The sequence below is a fragment of the uncultured Marinobacter sp. genome (assembly GCF_947259545.1).
Classification (GTDB): Bacteria; Pseudomonadota; Gammaproteobacteria; order Pseudomonadales; family Oleiphilaceae; genus Marinobacter.
Genome location: NZ_CAMYMK010000011.1, coordinates 95,784 through 115,498, shown reverse-complemented (window position 1 = coordinate 115,498; position 19,715 = coordinate 95,784). Strand labels below are relative to the sequence as shown.

Annotated in this window: 17 protein-coding genes; 7 read left to right on the top strand and 10 right to left on the bottom strand. The window is 58.2% G+C overall.

The genetic code is table 11. The features are described from left to right. Position 1: 1 nt before the first annotated feature. Positions 2-367, bottom strand: a complete 366-nt coding sequence (locus tag Q0Y21_RS17350; RefSeq protein WP_297798142.1) for a hypothetical protein — start codon at positions 365-367, stop codon at positions 2-4. A 218-nt stretch (positions 368-585) separates the two neighbouring features. Here Q0Y21_RS17350 and Q0Y21_RS17345 point away from each other — a divergent pair, with 218 nt between their 5' ends. Next, positions 586-1,182, top strand: coding sequence for a hypothetical protein (locus tag Q0Y21_RS17345; RefSeq protein WP_297798140.1), 597 nt, complete (start codon positions 586-588; stop codon positions 1,180-1,182). A gap of 30 nt (positions 1,183-1,212) precedes the next feature. Then, positions 1,213-3,411: a patatin-like phospholipase family protein gene (locus Q0Y21_RS17340; RefSeq protein WP_297798509.1), complete on the top strand. Its 2,199-nt coding sequence runs from the start codon at positions 1,213-1,215 to the stop codon at positions 3,409-3,411. 13 nt (positions 3,412-3,424) lie between these two features. Here Q0Y21_RS17340 and Q0Y21_RS17335 read toward each other — a convergent pair whose 3' ends face one another. The 3 genes from Q0Y21_RS17335 to Q0Y21_RS17325 form a co-directional block, all read right to left on the bottom strand. After that, entirely contained in the window at positions 3,425-4,105 is a 681-nt protein-coding gene (locus Q0Y21_RS17335) for a GntR family transcriptional regulator (RefSeq protein ID WP_297798138.1), read from the bottom strand. An 89-nt stretch (positions 4,106-4,194) separates the two neighbouring features. After that, on the bottom strand, positions 4,195-5,625 hold the full coding sequence (gene cls / locus Q0Y21_RS17330) for a cardiolipin synthase (protein WP_297798136.1): 1,431 nt from the start codon (positions 5,623-5,625) through the stop codon (positions 4,195-4,197). 2 nt (positions 5,626-5,627) lie between these two features. Next, a complete protein-coding gene (locus Q0Y21_RS17325; RefSeq protein ID WP_297798134.1) occupies positions 5,628-6,686 on the bottom strand; it encodes an AraC family transcriptional regulator in 1,059 nt (352 codons plus the stop codon). Between the two features lie 406 nt (positions 6,687-7,092). Between Q0Y21_RS17325 and Q0Y21_RS17320 the strand changes: the two genes are divergently transcribed. From Q0Y21_RS17320 to Q0Y21_RS17305, 4 genes are all read left to right on the top strand, one after another. After that, on the top strand, positions 7,093-7,884 hold the full coding sequence (locus Q0Y21_RS17320; RefSeq protein ID WP_297798132.1) for an alpha/beta fold hydrolase: 792 nt from the start codon (positions 7,093-7,095) through the stop codon (positions 7,882-7,884). An 81-nt stretch (positions 7,885-7,965) separates the two neighbouring features. Further along, positions 7,966-9,063 (top strand): SMP-30/gluconolactonase/LRE family protein, encoded by a 1,098-nt coding sequence (locus Q0Y21_RS17315; RefSeq protein ID WP_297798130.1) that lies wholly within the window; start codon positions 7,966-7,968, stop codon positions 9,061-9,063. Further along, the gene (locus Q0Y21_RS17310; protein WP_297798128.1) at positions 9,050-9,526 is read left to right on the top strand and encodes an acyl-CoA thioesterase; all 477 of its coding nucleotides are present in this window, start codon (positions 9,050-9,052) and stop codon (positions 9,524-9,526) included. The genes Q0Y21_RS17315 and Q0Y21_RS17310 overlap by 14 nt, the downstream gene beginning before the upstream one ends. A gap of 74 nt (positions 9,527-9,600) precedes the next feature. Then, on the top strand, positions 9,601-10,584 hold the full coding sequence (locus tag Q0Y21_RS17305) for an NADP-dependent oxidoreductase (protein WP_297798126.1): 984 nt from the start codon (positions 9,601-9,603) through the stop codon (positions 10,582-10,584). 13 nt (positions 10,585-10,597) lie between these two features. On the opposite strand, the gene Q0Y21_RS17300 is transcribed toward Q0Y21_RS17305, so the two are convergent. The 3 genes from Q0Y21_RS17300 to Q0Y21_RS17290 all read right to left on the bottom strand — a co-directional run bounded on the left by Q0Y21_RS17300 (position 10,598) and on the right by Q0Y21_RS17290 (position 15,289). Next, the gene (locus Q0Y21_RS17300) at positions 10,598-12,469 is read right to left on the bottom strand and encodes a sodium:proton antiporter (protein ID WP_297798124.1); all 1,872 of its coding nucleotides are present in this window, start codon (positions 12,467-12,469) and stop codon (positions 10,598-10,600) included. A gap of 21 nt (positions 12,470-12,490) precedes the next feature. Beyond that, positions 12,491-13,282, bottom strand: coding sequence for a tRNA cyclic N6-threonylcarbamoyladenosine(37) synthase TcdA (gene tcdA, locus Q0Y21_RS17295; protein WP_297798122.1), 792 nt, complete (start codon positions 13,280-13,282; stop codon positions 12,491-12,493). 231 nt (positions 13,283-13,513) lie between these two features. After that, the gene (locus Q0Y21_RS17290) at positions 13,514-15,289 is read right to left on the bottom strand and encodes an acyl-CoA dehydrogenase C-terminal domain-containing protein (RefSeq protein WP_297798120.1); all 1,776 of its coding nucleotides are present in this window, start codon (positions 15,287-15,289) and stop codon (positions 13,514-13,516) included. A 204-nt stretch (positions 15,290-15,493) separates the two neighbouring features. Here Q0Y21_RS17290 and Q0Y21_RS17285 point away from each other — a divergent pair, with 204 nt between their 5' ends. Next, on the top strand, positions 15,494-16,237 hold the full coding sequence (locus Q0Y21_RS17285; RefSeq protein WP_297798118.1) for an SDR family NAD(P)-dependent oxidoreductase: 744 nt from the start codon (positions 15,494-15,496) through the stop codon (positions 16,235-16,237). A 41-nt stretch (positions 16,238-16,278) separates the two neighbouring features. Here the strand turns inward: Q0Y21_RS17285 and Q0Y21_RS17280 are convergent, their stop codons facing one another. The 3 genes from Q0Y21_RS17280 to speA form a co-directional block, all read right to left on the bottom strand. Beyond that, a complete protein-coding gene (locus Q0Y21_RS17280; RefSeq protein WP_297798116.1) occupies positions 16,279-16,920 on the bottom strand; it encodes a ChrR family anti-sigma-E factor in 642 nt (213 codons plus the stop codon). After that, entirely contained in the window at positions 16,917-17,516 is a 600-nt protein-coding gene (locus Q0Y21_RS17275; protein WP_297798114.1) for a sigma-70 family RNA polymerase sigma factor, read from the bottom strand. Before Q0Y21_RS17275 ends, Q0Y21_RS17280 begins: the two co-directional genes overlap by 4 nt. 158 nt (positions 17,517-17,674) lie before the next feature. Continuing rightward, positions 17,675-19,594 (bottom strand): biosynthetic arginine decarboxylase, encoded by a 1,920-nt coding sequence (speA, locus tag Q0Y21_RS17270; RefSeq protein ID WP_297798112.1) that lies wholly within the window; start codon positions 19,592-19,594, stop codon positions 17,675-17,677. Positions 19,595-19,715 lie beyond the last annotated feature (121 nt).

The window sequence follows — 19,715 nt, the reverse complement described above, 5'->3', positions numbered from 1 at the left end:
GTTACAGGCAGTCAAACTGTGAACGGCGATCAAAGGCGACGGAGACCATGTCGTAGCCTGAGTCGGACAAGTTCTGAATCAGGTCCCGGTTCTTCAGCAACGTCATGCACACCTTGTGAACACTTGCCTGAAGTTGCTCGTCGTTAGCGGGACTGGACTGAAAGCGGAAGTCGACGATCAGGTACTTGCGATCGACCGGGGCGGAGACCGGAATATCCTCCCGTTCCACACTCTCGTATCCGATATACGTCGGCTGCCCGTTGATAAAGACATTGCTCATCAGCACGTCCAGATTCTCTGCCAGGGCCGGGCGGATTGCGAGGATTGATAACAGGGCAAAGGTAAAAAGCCTGAAAGTTCTGTTCATGGAGGCCACTCCTTGGTGCCGATCCGGGCTCTATGTTACCGATTGTAAAGTTTGGTTACGGAGATTATCGCAGAGTCTGGTGGCGTTTGCGCAGCGGACTGCGTAGATTTTTCAATTGTTTGCGATTTGATCAAAAAGTATCCGGTCAGTCCCGGGTTTCCCCGGCGTTCGCGGATCAACTATCATGTTGGTAAACAGGTTCAGCAAGAGGCAGATTGATGTTTCAGCTCGTCTTCAAGGGTGAATGCACGCCGGGTACCGATGTCGCTACCGCCCGCAATAATGCACGGACACTGTTCAAGGCCAGCGCTGAGCAGGTTGGACGAATGTTCAGTGGTCAGCCAGTCGTGATCCGCAACAAGCTGGAAGCGGAGCAGGCGGAGAAATACCGGGCCGTACTGGCGAAGCACGGTATGGTTGCCTACGTGCAGCCGATGCCGGGTACCGAGCCAGCACGACGTGAAACACCCTCTCCACCCCCGGCTTCGAATCCTGAGCCTGCTGAACCTACCCCCCAACAGCAGTCGGCACATTCCAGTGGTGAGGCGCCAGCTGTCGAGCCCGGTGACCGGCTATCGGTAGCAGGGGAAAAGGTGGATTCCATCCTGGCGGGATCCGCGCTATCGCTCGACCCGGTGGGTGTCAGCCTGGCGGAGCATCAGGAGGTGGAAGCGCCGATGTTTCAGCACCTGGATGAGTGGACACTGGCGCCTGCCGGCACGGATCTGGGCGTTGAGCGTGATCTGCCACCACCGATGGTGCCCGATGTGTCACACCTGTCGCTGGCCGACGATGAATCGACCAAAAACCAGTGACTAGATAACAGGACCCCTCCCTTGCCAAGGATGTTTATCCTGCTGCTTGCAGCCTGCGTTGCTTTTTTTTCGTTTACCGTCACAGCGGAGCCGACCGGGGATCGACCCAAGGTGGGTCTGGTGCTCAGTGGCGGTGGTGCCAAAGGTATGGCCCATGTCGGTGTGGTGAGGGTTCTGGAGGAAATGCGGATTCCGGTGGACCTGGTAGTGGGCACCAGTGCCGGGTCTGCGGTCGGGGCGCTCTATGCGTCCGGTATGCCGGTAGAGGAAATCGAGCAACGCTTCATCGACCTGGACTGGCTGTCCAGTTTTCGCGACGATCCGGGCCGCGCCTATAAGCCTGTACGCCGTAAACAGGAAGACTGGCGCTTTCCGGTTGTGCCCGGGATTGGCGTGCGCCTGGACGGGCTACACGTCGGCGGAGGTATTATCGCGGGTCAGAATCTCGGCTTTATTCTTAATGAGCTGACCCGCGATGCCGCGCTGGTAGAAGACTTTGATCAGCTGGCGATTCCCTTCCGTGCGGTGGCCACCGACCTGGAAACCGGCGAACAGGTAGTGATTGGCAGTGGCAACCTGTCCGAGGCAATCCGTGCCAGCATGAGCATTCCCGGAGTTTACGCGCCGGTCAAACTGGATGGCCGGCTGCTGGTGGACGGCGGGATTGCCAACAACCTGCCAGTGACAGTGGCCCGCGATTTGGGCGCGGACATTGTGATTGCGGTGGATATTACCGACCCTTTGTTGAAAGCTGAGGATCTGCAGGAGGCCTTCTCGGTTGTCGGGCAACTGACGACGATGATGACGCGGAGGAATACCGACCATCAGCTGGCGCGACTGGAAGATCAGGACGTGCTGATTCGTCCCGATCTGGAGGGGCGCACATCCGCGGATTTTTATGACGCACCGGTCCTGTTTGAACTGGGTGCCACCAGCGCCCGCTCCCATGCGTCCGAGTTGCGGCATTTGAGTGTGCCCCGGGAGCGCTGGACACGGTTCCGGGAGTCGCTGAACAAGAGTGGCTTGCCGCTCGGGGACATCGCCCGCATTGAGGTGGATCACAATTCCCGTCTGGCCGGGGAGTTCCTCCGTTCCAGGATTCGACAGGAAGTCGGTCAGCCTCTGGATGTGGATGCGCTTGAGGACGATCTCAAGCGGATTTATGGTCTTGGCTATTACGAAACGGTGTCCTATTCGCTGTCTCCATCCTCCGAGGGAACCGTGCTGACCATTAAAGTGCAGGAAAAATCCTGGGGGCCCAACTACCTGGCTTTTGGTCTGAACTACGAGGACAACTTCGACGGCGAAACCCGCTTTAATGTCGGGTCAGCCTTGCGCGTGACAGAGTTGAACGCCCTCGGCGGGGAATGGCGAACCGGTTTGCAACTGGGGACGGAGCCCTATGTGCGCACGGAATGGTTCCAGCCCCTGGATTATGGTTATGAACGCTACGTGATCACCGGGTTGGAATATTCCCGGAACAGCTTCAGTGTGTTTGGCGATGACGGCGCTCGTATCTCAGAGGTGGACGTTACCTTCCGTCAGTTGGATCTGGCACTCGGCATGGAGCTGGGGGGCAACGGCGACGTCCGGCTTGGCTATTCCCGGGGCTATGCCACCGTCGATGATCAGCTTGGTGCATCGGTGGCGCCCTCCGGGACCATCCATCAGGGCGGCTTCAGTCTTCAGTTGGTGCATGATTCCCTGAACGATATCTTCTATCCCCAGTCCGGTGGTTTCGCCGGTATCCGCGGTCGGCTGGAACGGGAGGACCTGGGCTCGGACCGGCATTTTGATTCGGTGACCGGAATGGGGCTGGGTACCGGTAGCTGGCAGGGTTTCACCATGACTGGACTGCTGTATGCCCACGCCGTCACCCGGGGGGAGCCTGGCATCGAGAATACGGTTCGCCTTGGCGGTTTCCGGCGGCTGTCGGCCTATGCCCCGGGTGAAATTACCGGCGAAAACGCTGCGATGGCATCACTGTTTGCCAGTCAGGAGTTTGGTGGGCCGCTGGTGCCCTGGTTTGCCGGTATTGGCATCGAGACGGGCAACGCCTGGGAATCGTTCGATGATGCCAGTTGGAACAATACGGTCAGATCCTGGAGTGCGTTTGCCGGGGTCGATACCTTTCTGGGGCCGGTGCAGTTTGCGGCTGCCTACAATAACGAAGATAACTGGACGGCTTACCTGAACATCGGCTTTTCATTCACCCAGTTGTTCTATTGAGTCTTTGTCCCAGTCAGGCGCCGCGACGCGCCTGGTGGCTGGCCAGTGCCTCGAGGACCTGACGGCACTGTTGCTCGGCATAGCGCTTGAGGATGGTCGCCAACCGGTCTTCGTCCCGATCCTTGATCGCCTGGATGGATTCTTCCATGTGGACAAGGTTGTCCTCCAATACCCGGTTGCCGCCGTTCTGGAAGGCTACGAAAGCACAGCGCTTGGCGGAAGGCCAGAGATCGTCAATGGCGGAGACGATAAAGTAATTGTCTGCGTAGGCGAGGGAGGCCTGGGTATATTCAATGCCGAGCTCCAGAAAGCGCATCAGGTCGTTGCGTTCGAAGTTCGCCCTCATCTGCTGGTACAGGGATTCCAGCTTGTCCATGTCTGCCGGCTGCCACTGACGTGCCAGTTTGCGACCGGTATGGGTCAGATACAGTTCCAGGATCTCGTACAGGCTGCGAACGAAGTAGTCGTCCAGTTCCGTGACAAACGCGCCCTTGCGGGGAACGTTGCGGACCAGGTGACGCTTTTCCAGCAGCAATAGACCTTCCCGGATGGAGCCATGGCTGACATCCATCTGTTTGGCCATCGCGCTCTCGTAGATGCGTTCACCGGATCGCAGTTGTCCAAAGGCAATCAGGTTCTCAATGTGGCGGGCAACCTGTTCGGTGAGGGTTTCTCGGGGCTTGAATGTTGTCATAGTCCTGCTTCGTTACTGCATCCCGGGCTCGGTTCCCTGAATACTCTCATATTCTTTCTGCGGGGGAAAATGCCTGTCTACTGTCCCGGTCAGAGCAAGGGCGCAAGTAATCGCACGGCGCGACAGCCCAGGCGAAACGCAACGGACCGGTCCTGATACTCGCTTTGGGTCATCAACCGCGAGTGCCCAAGGTCCTCTTCCAGCATGGCGGTCACGTCGGAGACAAAGGATTGGGACGTGGTGATCGCAGTAATTTCAAAGTTCAGGCGCATGGAGCGATTGTCCAGATTGGCGGTGCCCACGGCGGCGTAGCGGTCATCCACGAGGATGACCTTCTGGTGCATGAAACCCCGCTGGTAACGATAGATGCCGACCCCCGCCTGACAGGCCTGGACGAGGTAGGAGTAGGCTGCAATCCTGATTAACCGGTTGTCGGATTTCTCCGGAATGATGATGCGTACATCCACGCCTCTCAGGGCCGCCAACTGTAAAGCGTTCATAATCTGGAAGTCTGGTACGAAATACGGTGATGCGATCCAGATGCGGGTCCGGGCATTATTAATACAATTCAGGAAAAACAATGCACAGGTTTCGTAGGTGTCCGCAGGGCCGGTAGGCAGGACCAGCACCTGATGATCTCCGGAAGCAGGCAGGCTGGGGTGCCAGTTAAGTTCGGGAAATTCGCTGCTTGCCCAATTCCAGTCTTCCAGCCATGCCAGTTGCAGGCCGATGACCGCTGGCCCGGTAATGCCGCAATGGGTATCCCGCCAGGGTTCCTGATCCATGGCGGTGCCGAGGTATTCGTCGCCGAGGTTAATGCCGCCAACGAAGCCGGTATGGCCGTCACAGACCAGTAACTTACGGTGATTGCGGAAATTGATCTGGAAGCGCCGACGCCGGATGTTGCCTTTGCCAAAGGACGCAACCCGGGCTCCGGCTCGGTCCAGCTCTTTCAGGTAGGTTCGGGGCAGCCAGACGCTGCCGATATCGTCGTACAGGAGCCAGACCTGCACACCTTCCGCCAGCTTGCGTTTGAGGATGGACTTGATGCGTTGACCCACCTTGTCGGAGCGGATGATGTAAAACTCCAGCAGGATGTAATGGCGGGCATTTTCCATGGCATCGAAGAGCGCTTCGAAGGTGGCCTCGCCGTCTTTCAGAAGAGTGCAGTGGTTGTTGCTGGTGAAGGGTTGCCGGCCCAGATTGCACAGCACCTGCAGTTCATCGCCGAAATGTTCGCTGGCGGGGTGTGACAGGGAGGTGGTTTGCTGTTCGAAGTGGTTCATCAAATCGGTCAGCGCGGCGTCACCCATCCGTCGGGCACGGACATAACCGCCAAAACGGCTGCGACCGAACAACAGGAACAGCGGTACGGCTACGTAGGGCAGGCCGATGAGTGAAATGATCCAGGCAATCGCGCCCTGGGTCGTGCGGTATGTCAGCAGTATCCGGTAAACGCAGGACAACGCGGCCAGATACAGCAGGCCGACAGCGATGGCGATCAGGGTCGTTTCGGGCATCGTTATTCCTGTGTCTGGCCGGCCTCTCCGGCAAGATGACGGGCACGGTATTGCGCCGGGGCCATGCCGGTCCAGCGTTTGAAGGCACGGCTGAAAGCGCTGAGTTCGGAAAACCCCAGCAGGAAGGCAATTTCTCCCAGAGCATACTGATCAGCCGCCACGTATCTCAGGGCCTTGTCCTGACGTACCTGCTCTACCAGGTCATGAAAGCTCAGGCCTTCTTTCTTGAGCCGGCGGTAGAGGGTTTGCCGGCTCATGTGGCATTGCCGTGCCAGGGTGTCGGCGTCGATCTTTTCCGTCGACATCTGGCGGGAGATCAGGCGTCGCACCTTGCGACTGAACGTGCGTCGGGTCTGCAGGCGTGCCATCAGGGAGTTGACCTTCTGCAGCACCGCCGAATACACATAGGGGTTTCGGTGGGGGATCGGATGGCTCAAATGGCGACTGCTGAACGCCAGGCGCATGGCGGCACAGCCAAACGTGACGGGGCCGCCCAGCAGCTGTTCGTATTCACTGGCGTAACGTGGCCGGGGATGAGCGATCTCTGCCCATTCCGCCCTGATCCCGGGATGAATGAAATGGCGAGTGCGGCAGAGCGCCGCCGCCAGGGTACGGTCCATATCCTGACGACAGTAATGGCCGGGGCTGTCGGGCTGCCAGGTGAGGATTGCCTGTTCACCGGTCTGCTCAAAACTGAGGGTCACGGACTCGTTGATCAGCCGGTGTAGTCGTACATATTGAGTAACCGCTTCTCCCAGGGTGTCACAGTTAAAAAACACGTGCCCCACCAGTCCCATGCGTTCCGGATCGACCACTTGTCCGGCATGGAGACCCACGCCAGGATCTCCGGTCACCTGTTCGGCGTGCTCCCATAGCCGATAGTGATTGTCGGCCGGCACCCTCAGGTCCGGGTCCCGAAGCGCTTCCAGGGTTGTCGCAGTGATCGCTTCGACCCGCTCACGGTCCAATACGCCCCGGCAATCCAGGTAGTGCACCAGCGCGAGAGTGCTGGAGGCGGCTACCAGAGGTGTTGTCGTTGTTTCAGCCGGAACTGCGTTCACTATGGTCCATTCCTGTTGTTAACAGCTTTTCATGTTTGCTGAGACAAAATGTCAAGCGGATGGGACAGCCTGTCAACGGTTTGTCACACCAACAACGATAGCATTAAGTCATCAGGTTGGAGCAATGGAAAGGCATTAAAGAGGAGGAGATGATTATGGAACGCGAGATCTTCGTGCCCCATAACGAACGTGAACGCCGCAACTGCGAGGCGCTCGCGGAGTACCTGAACAGCATCTTCTACTGCTGAACGGGCAAATCGTACGCTATTGACCTTTGAACCGGGGATCTCCCCGGTTTTTTTATGCCTGTAGAAATCGAGGCCGTCTCCGGCCTTGCTCCTTTTCCCGGCAATGGTAATGTATCCCGCTGACTCAAAAGAATGAATCGATCAGGAGAACAACGTCCATGAGTGTTGAGCTGAACCATCGTATTACTGGCGAAGGCGCCCCCCTGATCGTCCTGCATGGGTTGTTCGGGTCCATGGATAACCTCGGCGGAATCATACGGCGCCTGCAGGAAGGCTGGCAGGTCCATGCCCTGGATCAGCGCAATCATGGCAATTCTCCTCATACCGAGACCATGGATTACCCGGCGATGGCGGCGGATGTGGTTGCCTATATGGACGCTCAAGGGCTGGACAAGGCCGCCATTCTTGGCCACTCCATGGGCGGAAAAACCGCCATGCAGGTAGCGCTTATGGCACCGGAGCGGGTGGACAGGGTAATTGTTGCGGACATTGCGCCTGTTGCCTACAAGCCCCGTCACGATGCCATTCTGGAAGGGCTGACGTCGCTGGACCTGACGGCTGTAAAAACCCGTCGGGACGCAGACAGACTGCTGGCGGAGTACGTCGAAATGCCCCCGGTTCGGCAGTTTCTGCTGAAAAACCTGGAGCGGGTTCCCGAGGGCGAGCAGAAACCGGGAGAAGGCCTGTATCGCTGGCGTCTGAATCTGCCGGTCATTGAGGCCAGTTATCCGAAACTGGCATTGGCTCCGGAAGGCGATGGCCCCTATAACGGCCCGGTAATGTTCCTCAAGGGGGAGGACTCAGCCTATATTCAGGACAAGCACTGGGACGAGATTCGTCGTTTGTTTCCATCCGCCGAACTGCAAATCATCGAAGGCACGGGCCACTGGTTGCATGCGGAGAAACCTGACGCATTTGAGGCCTTGTGTCGGGCCTTCCTGAAACAGTGAGCCAGGCCCGGGCAACGGTGTAGCCGTGCCCGCGTCTCTGCTAAGGTTACGTCATTGTTTCTGAAAGGGACGAATGTCTGTATGAAGTGGCTGTTGGGTCTTTTACTGATCGTATTTGTGCTGTTGGGGGGCTTCCTGCTGTCCCCGTCTCCCGTTGACAGTAAAGCCTGGAACGCACCCGCACCACCGGCACTGACCGGAAAACTCGCCCCCAATGAGCTGTTGCGACTGTCTGACCTGCTAGCCCGCGGCCAAGTGTATGGACCGGAAGATACCACGGTGGACGCCAACGGTGTGCTGTACACCGGCACTCAGGACGGCAAGATTGTGCGGGTCTGGCCGGATGGGCGAGTCGAAGAGTGGCTGGAAACCGGTGGTCGTCCCCTCGGGCTGGTATTTGATGACGACGGCAACCTGATCGTGGCGGATGCCTGGGAAGGCTTGTTGTCGATTGCCCCGGACAAGTCCATCACCCTGTTGTCACGGGAATCGGAGGGAACGCCGTTCCGGTTCACCGACGATGTGGATATTGCCCCGGATGGCCGCATCTACTTCACCGACGCCAGCTCCCGTTTCGAGCAACCTGATTACGTATTGGATTTGCTGGAGATGCGTCCCCATGGCCGCCTGCTCCGCTATAATCCCCGTACCGGAAAAACGGAAACCCTGTTGAGAAACCTGCACTTCGCCAACGGCGTGGCGGTGTCTCCGGAAGGGGACTATGTGCTGGTCAATGAAACCTGGAAATACCGTATCCTGAGATACTGGATCCATGGCCCCAGGGCGGGGCAGGCAGAGGTTTTCGCCGATAATCTGCCGGGCTTCCCGGACAACCTCGCGGTGGATCAGGCCGGGCGATACTGGGTGGCCTTTCCGACGCTTCGTAACCCTCAGGTGGATTCCATGCACCGTCAGCCCTGGCTGAAAGATCTGGTGGCCAAGCTGCCGGAAAGCTTCCACCCCAAGCCTCAGGAGTATGGGCTGGTGCTGGCATTCGACGCCAGCGGCGAGCTGATCACCAGTCTCCACGATACCCGCGGAACACACCTGCAGGAAATCACCTCGGTTAACCCTCACGGTGGGCACCTATACTTTGGTTCACTTCACAACGACCGCATCGGCCGGCTACCGTTGCGGGCTATTCCGGGTTTGGAGAGCGGGAGCAATGACCGACAATGACCAGATGATTGAGTGGGACCTGCCGTCTCCTTTTACCATGGATATCCTGGTAAAGGATGAAGACACGGATCGCCTCGGTCACGCCAATAACGTGGTTTATGTCCGCTGGCTGGAAGACGTCAGTTGGGCACACATCGAAAGTCTGGGCATGACCTGGGAACTGCATGAGGCCACTGGAAAAGCCATGGCCATTACTCGCACCGAGATTGATTACCTTGCTTCGGCCAATGCCGGGGATCGCCTGGTTCTGGGCACCTGGCTGACCGGATACGATGGCCGGTTCCGTTCCTCGCGCCAGTTCCAGCTGGTGCGTGTTGCCGACGGCAAGACACTGGTGCGGGCGATGTCCACCCATGCCTGCGTAAACATGAAAACCCAGCGTCCTTCCCGGGCTCCGAAAGAGTTTGCCGAGATACTTGGTAGTGCCGTGGTGGCCGGCGGCAAGGGCCTGACACTGGATTGAATCACCTCGCGCGCCAACTTCTGCTAGTCTGAAGAAAGCCTGTTTGCCGTTACCACCGTTGTGCGGAGAGCCTCATGGAAAACCTCGTTGATCAGAATGCTGAATCCTCCATGTGCCATGTGATCTACGATCGCTTTGGTGACCGTGATGTGCTGCGGGTTGTCACCTCAGAGATTCCCGGCCCCGATAGCGGGCAGGTGCTGATCCGTGTTCATGGTGCCGGTCTTAATCCCATTGACTGGAAGACCCGCAAGGGCCTGGGGTTCGCTGCTCGCCAGATCGAGAGCTCCCTGCCCTGGACGCCAGGCTATGATGTGGCGGGTGAAGTGGTTGCCGTGGCGGATGATGTGACAACCCTGGCGCCGGGGGATCGGGTCATGGGTATGATCGGTTTCCCGGCGACGGGAGGCGGTTACGCGGAATATGCCGTGGCGGCGGCAGATGAGTTGGCTATTGTCCCTGAGGAGCTCGACCTGTTGGCTGCCGGTGCGTTGCCATTGGCGGCTCTGACGGCGTGGCAGGCCCTGTTCGAAGTGGCCAAGCTGGAGTCGGGGCAGAAGATTTTGATTCATGCTGGTGCCGGTGGTGTTGGGCATTTTGCCGTCCAGTTCGCCCTGGAGCGGGGCGCCCACGTGGTCGCGACCGCATCAGCCGGAAACCGTGATTTCCTGGCGGAATTGGGGGTTCACGAAGTGATTGATTATCGCACCACGGATATTGCCGAGGAGTGCTATGGCCTGGACGTGGTGCTGGATCTGGTTGGCGGTGACACTGGCAAGCGTTCCCTGCACACACTCGGTGAGCACGGGGTGCTGGTGACCATTCCCACGGTCACCGCGGATGAGATTATCAGTGCCGCTGAAGAGCTGGGGCTGCGGGCCCATGGCATGACTGTGCGCCCGGATGTGTTCCACCTGGACGAGATCGCGGAGCTGATCGAGGACGGTGACGTCAAGGTCCATATCGAACAGGCTTTTCCGCTGGCCCGGGTGGCCGACGCCCACGAATTGCTCGAGGGCGGCCACGTGCGCGGCAAGCTGGTGCTTGACTGCCGCTAGACTCGGAGGCGCTTCAGTCCCGGGCGGAGACTCCGTCCGGCAGTTCCTGCCCTGCTTCTTCCGGTCGCTCTTCCCTTTCCTTTCGCTCTTTCGGAGCCTGGGGTGGCACCAGGCTGATCAGGATCCAGTCATTTTCCGGCTTGATGGGTTCCATATCCAGTACCGGAGATACCCGTCCCTTACTGTCAAAGACAAACAGTACCAGTGCCTGGCGATGATACTTCTCGAGGAAGTCCTCGTAGCTGAATTCGTCACTGAGCTGGGTGGTTTTCACGGTGTAGCCCTGACTGACCAGGCTCGCGAGCTTGGCGTAGCTGACGCCATCAAACAGGCCCCGGGTCATCTGGATCTTCTCGGCGGTCTGGTGTCGTGCTTTCTGTTCGGGATCACCTTCCGCCAGGGTGAACACGGAATCCTTTCCAAACCAGTCCAGGAAATGGTAGGTGGCCAGTGAGTTCATGTGCTTGTAGGGGGAAATGACCAGCAGGTTACCAATCCCGGTCAGATCCAGGTGGGTGGAGGCATGCTCGGACACCGGATTGCCGAAGTAGACCGGGATATTGTTCATACGCGCCTGTCGGACGTTTTCCCAGTTGGTGTCCGCCAGCGTCACCGGTACTTCGTACTTCTTCAGGGCAGCGGCGATCATCCGGGCAACCGGATTGGCCCCGAGTATCAGGAAACCGAACTCCGCCGGTTCGGCAACCTTCAGCAGTTTCGCCAGCGGCCGGGCGGTCAGACTCTGAAGCGTGACGGTGGCGATGATCAGCATGAAAATCAGCGGGACCAGCGCGCCGGCACCTTCATATCCGAGTTTTTGCAGCTGAAACGCAAACAGCGCTGAAACCGCTGCGGCAACGATGCCTCGCGGGGCTATCCAGCTCAGGAACAGTTTGTCCCGCCAGTTAAGACTGGTACCGATAGCGGACAGAAAGATGCTCATCGGTCGTGCCACCAGCATCAGAACCGCCAGCACAGCGACCAGGCCCCAGCCCAACTCGGCAATGGCGGAAAACTCAACCCGCGCCGCCAGAATGATGAACAGGGCCGAGATCAGCAGCACACTGAGGGATTCCTTGAACTCGAGGATGCTGTCGATGGGCACCTGTTTCATGTTGGCCATCCAGATGCCCATGACGGTGACGGTCAGCAGCCCCGACTCATGGGCCAGCTCGTTGGAAAGGGCATAAACGCCCAGCATGAAGGTGAGGGTGCCGGCGTTGTGCAGGTACTGGGGGATCAGGTGTTTTCTCAGCGCCAGACCATTCAGATAGCCAGCTATCGCGCCGATGAGGAAACCCACCGCCAGGGTCTTGCCGAAAATATACAGCGAGTGCCCGAAAACATTGCCCTGGCCCCAGGACACAATGCCTTCAAACACCAGAACCGCCAGCAGGGCACCTACCGGGTCGATGATAATGCCTTCCCAACGGAGGATGTTGGCCAGTTTGGCGTCCGGTCGAACCGATCTCAGCAGCGGGGCGATCACTGTGGGCCCGGTAACAATGGAGATCGCGCCGAAGAGCAATGCCACCTCCCAGGACACGTCAAGTAGCCAGCGTGCCGACAGTGTGCCGATGATGCAGGTGACAATAGAGCCGACCGGAATCAGGTTGCGCACCATTTTGCCGTGGCCGCGGATTTCCTCGTAACGCAGGGTCAGGCTGCCCTCGAAGAGAATGATGGCGACGGACAGGGAAATGAGTGGGAACAACAAATCGCCGAACACCACTTCCGGTGCCAGAAAACCCAGCCATGGGCCCGCGGCAATACCGCCCGCCAGCAGGAACAGGATGGCAGGCATCCTGACGCGCCAGGCGAGCCACTGACAGAATAGGGAGAGAACGCCGATACTTGCGAGAAGCAGAACAGTGCTTACGGGCATAATGACTTCAGGTCCATTGAGTTATGGGTTGGCGCGTCGTGCGATCCGGTTCAGCAGTCGCGAGGCTGCAAAAAAGCCGAAACTGGCGGTGACCGGGCTGGCGGCCCCGAATCCGGAGGCGCAATCCAGCCGGACCGGGCCATCGGTAGCGGGTTTCTGCAGGCAGACCTCACCGTCACCGGCAGGATACGTCAGCTGCTCCAGTGAGTACACGGCTTCGATACCGAACCGCCGCTTGGGGTTGCGGGAAAAACCGTACTCCCGACGGAGCATGTTACGAACCTTGGCCAATAATGGATCCTGTGTGGTCTTGCTGAGGTCGGCAACCCGGATCTGGGTCGGGTCCATCTGGCCGCCGGCGCCGCCGGCACAGACCACGGGAATCTTGCGCCGCTGACAGAAGGCAATGAGAGCCGCTTTGGCTTTGACGCTGTCGATGGCATCCACCACACCGGTGATCTCCGGGGTGATCAGGTCGCCGACGTTCTTGAGGGTCAGGAAACCGAAATGCACGCGAATGTCTGCCTGGGGGTTGATCGCTTTCAGCCTTGCGGCCATGGCGTCGGTCTTGGTGTAGCCGTACTGGCCTTCGAGAGCATGAAGCTGACGATTGGTGTTGGACACACAGATGTCGTCCATGTCGATCAGGGTAATGGTGCCGACACCGGAACGAGCCAGGGCTTCAGCCGCCCACGAGCCTACGCCGCCCAGCCCGACGATGGCTATATGTGACTGGCGGAAGGCTTCCAGTGCGCGACGGCCATACAGGCGCTCAATCCCGCCAAAGCGAAAGCCATAGTCGTCAGGGGTCATGGGAAGTCTCCGGTGAAATCAGGGACGGAGATTGTAACGCAAGCAGGAAGGGAAAAAAAAAGCCACGCGGGGCGTGGCTAACAAGCAAGTGTTCAACCCAAAGGGGAGTTGAACAGGACTAGTTCAGAGACACTAATCAACCCGCTTAGTATCCATTTTCGGGCCGATGTTCTGAAGGTCATTGTCTGACAATTATCGGTCATTTCCGGCCATTGGTGTATTTGTGCTGTGTCAGGCAGCCCAATGATCGTCCGAGAACGCCATTAATGCGTCCTTTCCACTTTTAATATCCTTGAGCAGCCCGTGCACTTCCGGCAGCAATTTCTCGAAGTAGAAGCGGGCGGATATCTTCTTACTCTCCAGCAGGGGGGTGTTTCCGTGACCGGCCGCCAACTGCTGGTCAGCGACCGCCGCCATGCGGGACCAAAGGTAGGCAGTCACGGTCAGGGCCATTACCCGAAGATAAGGCGTTGCTGCGGCACCTGCCTGCTCGGGATCTTTGGGCGCATGGGCGGCCAGCCACAGGGTCGCTTCCTCCAATGCCTTGATTGCTTCCTTGAGTTCCTCACGGTGAGGGGCTTGGGGGTTATCCTTGAGATAGGTCGTCAGCACCCCAAACAGCGTTCGCACCAGTTGACCGCCTTTCAGGCTGAGTTTTCTGCCGACCAGGTCCATGGCCTGGATGCCGTTTGTACCTTCGTAAATGCGTGCAATACGTCCGTCACGAACCAGTTGCTCCAATGGCCAATCAGTTGTGAAGCCGGCACCACCCAGCACCTGCAGCCCGGTGTTGGCATTATTGAAGCCTTCGTCCGTCAGGAATGCCTTGACCACCGGGGTCAGGAGTTGCACCAGATCATCGGCTGCTTCCCGGGTAGCCTCATCCGGGTGGGCTACGGAGAGGTCCAGTTGATGGCCGGTGAACAAGGCCAGTGCGCGCATGCCTTCGTTAAGTACTTTCTGGCGCATCAACATGCGCCGTACATCCGGGTGCACAATAATGGGATCCGCCGGACCGTCGGGGTTTTCAGGGCCACTGAGGGATCGGCTCTGCAAGCGTTCACGGGCAAAGCCCAGGCTTTCCTGATAGGCCATTTCGGCGAGCCCCAGCCCCTGCATGCCAACCATCAGACGGGCTTCGTTCATCATGGTGAACATGGCGCGCATGCCCTTGTTGGGCTCGCCGACCAGCCAGCCCTTCGCGCCCTCAAAGTTCATCACACAGGTGGCGGAACCCTTGATGCCCATCTTGTGTTCGAGGCCACCACAGAAGGCCGGGTTGCGCTCCCCGGATTCGGGCAGGATTTTGGGGACTGCAAACAGCGAAATACCTTTCGTGGTATCAGGTGCGCCAGGCAGTTTGGCCAGCACGAGGTGCACGATGTTGTCGGTCAGGTCATGTTCGCCGCCTGTAATCCAGATTTTGGTCCCTTCAATGGCATAGCTGCCATCGTCGTTCGGAGTGGCGCGGGTGCGGATCAGGCCGAGATCGGTACCGCACTGGGGTTCGGTCAGGCACATGGTGCCGGTCCATTCGCCGGAGATCAGTTTTTCCAGGTAGGTCTGCTTCAACTCGTCGGAACCATGGGCGTGAAGGGCGCTGATCGCGCCGTGGGTCAGCCCCGGATACATGCCGAGTGACAGATTGGTAGAGCACACCATTTCGTCGACAACAAACTTGAGGGTGTGGGGCAGGCCCTGCCCGCCGAATTCAAGAGGGGCGTCCAGCGCTGTCCAGCCGCCTTCCACAAACGTCCGGTACGCTTGCTTGAAGCCAGCCGGAGTTTTGACCGATTTGGATTCGGCATCGTAGCTGCAGCCCTCCCGGTCGCCTGTCTGATTGGTCGGCTGAATGATCTCCGCCGCCACTTTGCCAGCCTCCTCTATCACCGCCGTTATAAGGTCGGGGGTGGCATCGGAGTACTTTTCCAGCTCATGGAGCCTGTCAGCACCCAGTACATCAAACAACAGAAAGCGAAGGTCATTCGCCGGAGCCTGGTATTGCATGGAGGTCTCTCCTCAACTCAACGCAGATCATTAGGGTATGAATCGTGTTGGCGCCAATCGGCCGCAACAGATGTGCCTGTGTAATGCCAAAGTTCATACGGCTGTTTGAATGAGGCGGTTCACCCGGAGCAGACGTCCGAATGCAAAAGGATTCGTATCAACAGTATTGAATTTTTCAATGACACTTCTGACGAGGTAGGCGTTTTGAGAAACGTTCTGATTGCTGGTATATCCGGAGCGATCGGCAGCAGCATCGCGAGGGAGCTGATTCGTCGTGATCCGGAGATCCGGGTCTTTGGTTTATGCAGGCAGCCTGACAAGGTGCCCGAAGAGGTAAGGACGGCCAGTCAGGTCTGTCTGATGCGCTGGGATGCAGAGAAACCGGGTGACGCTGATGAAATGCAAGCCACGCTGGCGCGGGCCTTGCCATACGATACCGGGCTTGATTGCGTGATTTTTGCGGTGGGCGTACTGCACGGAGGCGGCACGTTTCCCGAGAAGCGACTCGAGGATCTGGAGACCGAAGCATTTTTACGTTCCATGCAGGTCAACGCCAGTTCGTTCGGGATGTTGGTAAAGTCTCTGCTGCCTTGGCTGCGTCACAAATCCTTTAAACGTATTGTCGCGATTTCAGCCAAGGTGGGTTCAATCAGTGACAACCGTTTCGGCGGCTGGTATGCCTATCGGAGCTCGAAGGCCGCATTGAATATGCTGGTGAAAACGCTGTCGGTAGAGTTACCCCGTCGTTGCAAACCGGTGGCCTGCGTGGCGGTGCACCCAGGCACAACCCGATCAGCGCTGAGCGAGCCGTTTTCAAGATCGTTGCAGCAGTTAGAGGTTCACAGCCCCCATGAGACCGCGTTGCACATACTGGCGATTGTCGATGACCTGGATGAGAGCCGGAATGGTTGCTTTCTGAGTTGGGACGGAGAAGAGCTTCGCTGGTAATAAGTCCGGGATGTGCGTGCCCCGGACTTATTCCGTTCTGTTCAGCGAATGAACGGGTTGAGCAGCCTTGTAAAGGTGCCGGTTAACTTCACCGGGGCGCTGAGCACGGACAAGGTGATGCAGTCCTCACAGCCAACTGCAACCGGTTTGTGTTCGTCCTGATCATTGAGAACCACAAAATCCCATTGATTGAAGACACCTTTCTGATCAGCAAATGCCCCCTGCAGGACGATGGTGGTCTCCTCGCCTCTGTGAGTATGAACGGGCGCCTTGCCTCCAGCTGACAATTTCTGCAGGACAACCTGTTCATGCTGCCCCGGAAAGCGTTCGGAGATATCCAGAACACTGACATCGCCCAACTGACGTTTCCACGGCAGACTGTCGAGATCCTCCCCCAGGAGTTTCTGCAGCGGATCTGTCCTGACACTGACCCGGGCCATGACTTCGTTGTCATCGCTTCCATTGTCGATGCGCGCCAGGATGCTGTCGAACATGCTTTCGCTCACATCGGCCTTGGGATGATTCTCCATCATTACAGCTCCCAGGCTCTCCAGGGTGTCGACCCGGCTTTGGCAGTGCGGGCACTTATCCAGATGCAGCCGGATGCACAGGGCATGGGGCTCGGTCAGGTTGCCGGCGCTGTATTCCATCAGCGTCAGGCTGTCGGGATGGTGCCGTGTCATACGTTCTGATCCTGCAAAATCACTTTCAATTTGTTCAACGCCAGGCGCACCCGGCTCTTCACCGTGCCAAGAGGAATATTGAGCTCATCCGCCACCATCTGGTGGGATTTGTTCTCCATATACACCTTGGCAATGACGGTGATCTGTTCTTCCGGCAAGTGGCTCAGGGATTCCCTGATCCGCCGTTCTGACATCAGGCGGTGCAGGGACGTCACCGGCTCGTCCTCGTTCTCGCCCGGAATCTGCCACAGGTCCTCTGTTTCCACCGGCATTTCCACGCTGAGACGCTTCATCTTCCGCAACATATCGATGCGCTGATTACGGGCAATGGTGAAGATCCACGTTGAAGCCGCAGCCTTACGCCAGTCGTACAGGCAGGAGCGCCGCCAGATGGAGACAAATACTTCCTGAACCAGTTCCTCCGCGTGACTGGCCATGCCGTTCGCCATAGCGTAATACTTGATCTGCGGGCCAAAATGCTCGAACAGCGCGTGATACGCCTGGCGGTCCTGGTTTTTACCCACTTTCTCCAGCAACTGGCTCCAGGGGTCCTTTCGGCCCTCGGGGCGAGCGGGCTTTTGATCCAGTGTCTTCACCGGAAGCTCCTTGACTGTTGCATGGTTTGAACTGGTCCTGGTCATTATTCTATGCACTCGTCGAGGGTTTGTCAGTTTCCTGTTATACGGGCGAACTGGGTTTTTGGATGAGTGCCCCGGACAAAAAACTGTGGTGCCTTTGAGTGTGACCAGGAGTGCTATTCTTCCAGGTAGGTGTACCCCTCAAGCCCGTTTCTGAGCTCGCCAAGCAACTGATGCTGCTCTTCTTCAGGCAGTTGGCTGGTCTCGAACTGGCGCTGATAGGACTCCAGAAGTGACGCGGGCTCAAAATTGACGTAGCGCAGCACTTTCGCGACAGTGTCGCCGGTCGTGGCGTCGCTGACGGTGTATTCTCCGGAGCCATTGCCGTGCACGTCGACCGAGTGGGTATCGCCGAACAGGTTGTGCATGTCGCCGAGGATTTCCTGGTAGGCACCGGTCATGAAAAAACCCATCAATAGTGGTTCACCGGGTTTTGCTTCCGGCAACGGCAAGGTGGTCTCTATGCCCTGACCGTCCACGTATCGATCAATCCGGCCATCAGAGTCGCAGGTGATGTCCTGGATGACCGCGCGGCGGGACAGCGGGCGGTCGAGCCCGTTGATGGGCATGACCGGGAAGATCTGGTCGATGCCCCAGACATCCGGCAGGGATTGGAACAGCGAAAAATTCACGAACAGTTTCTCGGCGAGCTTTTCGTTCAGCTCATCAATGATTTCCCGGTGTGCCCGATTGGCGCTGTCCAGCTGGGATCTCAGCAACCGGCAACAGCTGGTGTACAAGGTTTCCGCGTTTGCCCGCTCGTTGAGTGATAACAGGCCATGGGCAAACTGGGCGTGCACATCGGCCATGGCGTGGAGCACGTCATGGTAGATTTCCGCATGGGAGCGGGGGGTGTTGTCGTCTTTCAGACTTTCCAGATCGCGCCAAAGATCCTGCAGCGGTGCGGCGGCGTCCACTTCGGGTTGTGAGGGTGCGCGAGCATCTGGCGTTTCCTGGTCAATGACGTTGGTAACCAGTACCGAGTGATGGGCTGTCAGCGCGCGGCCGGATTCGCTGATCAGGTCAGGGTGGGGAATGCCGGCACGATCACATTCCGCCTGCAGGACATGGATAACATTGTAGGCATACTCATGGACGCTGTAATTCATTGAACAGCTGCTGCGTGAGCGTGTGCCCTCGTAATCGACACCCAGGCCGCCCCCGATATCCACGGTGCCAACGGGTGCGCCCATTTTGCGCAGCTCACTGTAAAACCGCGCGCATTCCTTCAGACCGGTCTGGATATCGCGGATGTTGGCTATCTGGGATCCCAGGTGGAAGTGCAGTAACTGGAGGGTGTCCAGCGCATCTGCGTCGCGGAGCGTTGCCACGACATCCAGGACCTGGCTGGCGGAAAGGCCGAACTTGGACTTTTCGCCGCCGGTATTCTGCCAGTTGCCCTTGCCAATGGTGGCCAGTCGCGCGCGCACGCCAATCAGTGGTGACACACCAAGGTTTCGGGACTCTTCCAGAATCAGCGGCAGCTCTGACTGCTTTTCCACCACAATGAATACCCGGTGCCCGAGCTTTTGTCCGATCAGCGCAAGGCGGACGTATTCGCGATCTTTATAGCCGTTGCAGACAATCACCGAGCCCGGTTGGCCTGACATTGCCAATACCGCCATCAATTCGGGTTTGCTGCCCGCCTCCAGGCCAATCTGATTGTTGCTGGCCGCTGGCTCTGCGCGCAGTAATTCCTCGACCACACGCCGCTGCTGATTGACCTTGATGGGATAGACCGCGGTGTATTGCCCCTGGTAGGACTGTTCCAGGGCCACCTTGTTGAAGGCTCCACACAGCTTGTTGACCCGGTCGTGGAGAATGTCGATAAAACGGATCAGCACCGGCAGCTGGATGCCTCGGGCGGTCAGGGTGCGGGTCAGCTCCAGCAGGTTGATGCCTTCTCCAGTGGCGTCACCGCGGCCCCGGTCTGGCCGGATGAGCGCCTCGCCACGGGTATTGACATCGATATAGCCATCGCTCCAGTGGGCAATGTTGTACACCTTGTGGGCGGTGTTTGTGGAGGCCTGGGTCATTGGGGTCATCCTGTACTGATTCCGTGCCGGACGAAAGTCGGCGTCTGGTCGACATTGTATGGATTACTCGGTCCCGCTAAAAGAACCGCTTGTGGAAAATACGGGGGTGACCATGGGCTAT

What these genes read in the sequence shown, in the direction of transcription:
- Q0Y21_RS17340 (WP_297798509.1), top strand. Translation starts at nt 1,213, where the DNA reads ATGTTTATCCTGCTGCTTGCAGCCTGCGTTGCTTTTTTTTCGTTTACC.
- Q0Y21_RS17335 (WP_297798138.1), bottom strand. Translation starts at nt 4,105, where the DNA reads ATGACAACATTCAAGCCCCGAGAAACCCTCACCGAACAGGTTGCCCGC.
- Q0Y21_RS17310 (WP_297798128.1), top strand. Translation starts at nt 9,050, where the DNA reads ATGACCGACAATGACCAGATGATTGAGTGGGACCTGCCGTCTCCTTTT.
- Q0Y21_RS17300 (WP_297798124.1), bottom strand. Translation starts at nt 12,469, where the DNA reads ATGCCCGTAAGCACTGTTCTGCTTCTCGCAAGTATCGGCGTTCTCTCC.
- Q0Y21_RS17315 (WP_297798130.1), top strand. Translation starts at nt 7,966, where the DNA reads ATGAAGTGGCTGTTGGGTCTTTTACTGATCGTATTTGTGCTGTTGGGG.
- Q0Y21_RS17320 (WP_297798132.1), top strand. Translation starts at nt 7,093, where the DNA reads ATGAGTGTTGAGCTGAACCATCGTATTACTGGCGAAGGCGCCCCCCTG.
- Q0Y21_RS17290 (WP_297798120.1), bottom strand. Translation starts at nt 15,289, where the DNA reads ATGCAATACCAGGCTCCGGCGAATGACCTTCGCTTTCTGTTGTTTGAT.
- Q0Y21_RS17345 (WP_297798140.1), top strand. Translation starts at nt 586, where the DNA reads ATGTTTCAGCTCGTCTTCAAGGGTGAATGCACGCCGGGTACCGATGTC.
- cls (WP_297798136.1), bottom strand. Translation starts at nt 5,625, where the DNA reads ATGCCCGAAACGACCCTGATCGCCATCGCTGTCGGCCTGCTGTATCTG.
- Q0Y21_RS17305 (WP_297798126.1), top strand. Translation starts at nt 9,601, where the DNA reads ATGGAAAACCTCGTTGATCAGAATGCTGAATCCTCCATGTGCCATGTG.
- Q0Y21_RS17280 (WP_297798116.1), bottom strand. Translation starts at nt 16,920, where the DNA reads ATGACACGGCACCATCCCGACAGCCTGACGCTGATGGAATACAGCGCC.
- speA (WP_297798112.1), bottom strand. Translation starts at nt 19,594, where the DNA reads ATGACCCAGGCCTCCACAAACACCGCCCACAAGGTGTACAACATTGCC.
- tcdA (WP_297798122.1), bottom strand. Translation starts at nt 13,282, where the DNA reads ATGACCCCTGACGACTATGGCTTTCGCTTTGGCGGGATTGAGCGCCTG.
- Q0Y21_RS17350 (WP_297798142.1), bottom strand. Translation starts at nt 367, where the DNA reads ATGAACAGAACTTTCAGGCTTTTTACCTTTGCCCTGTTATCAATCCTC.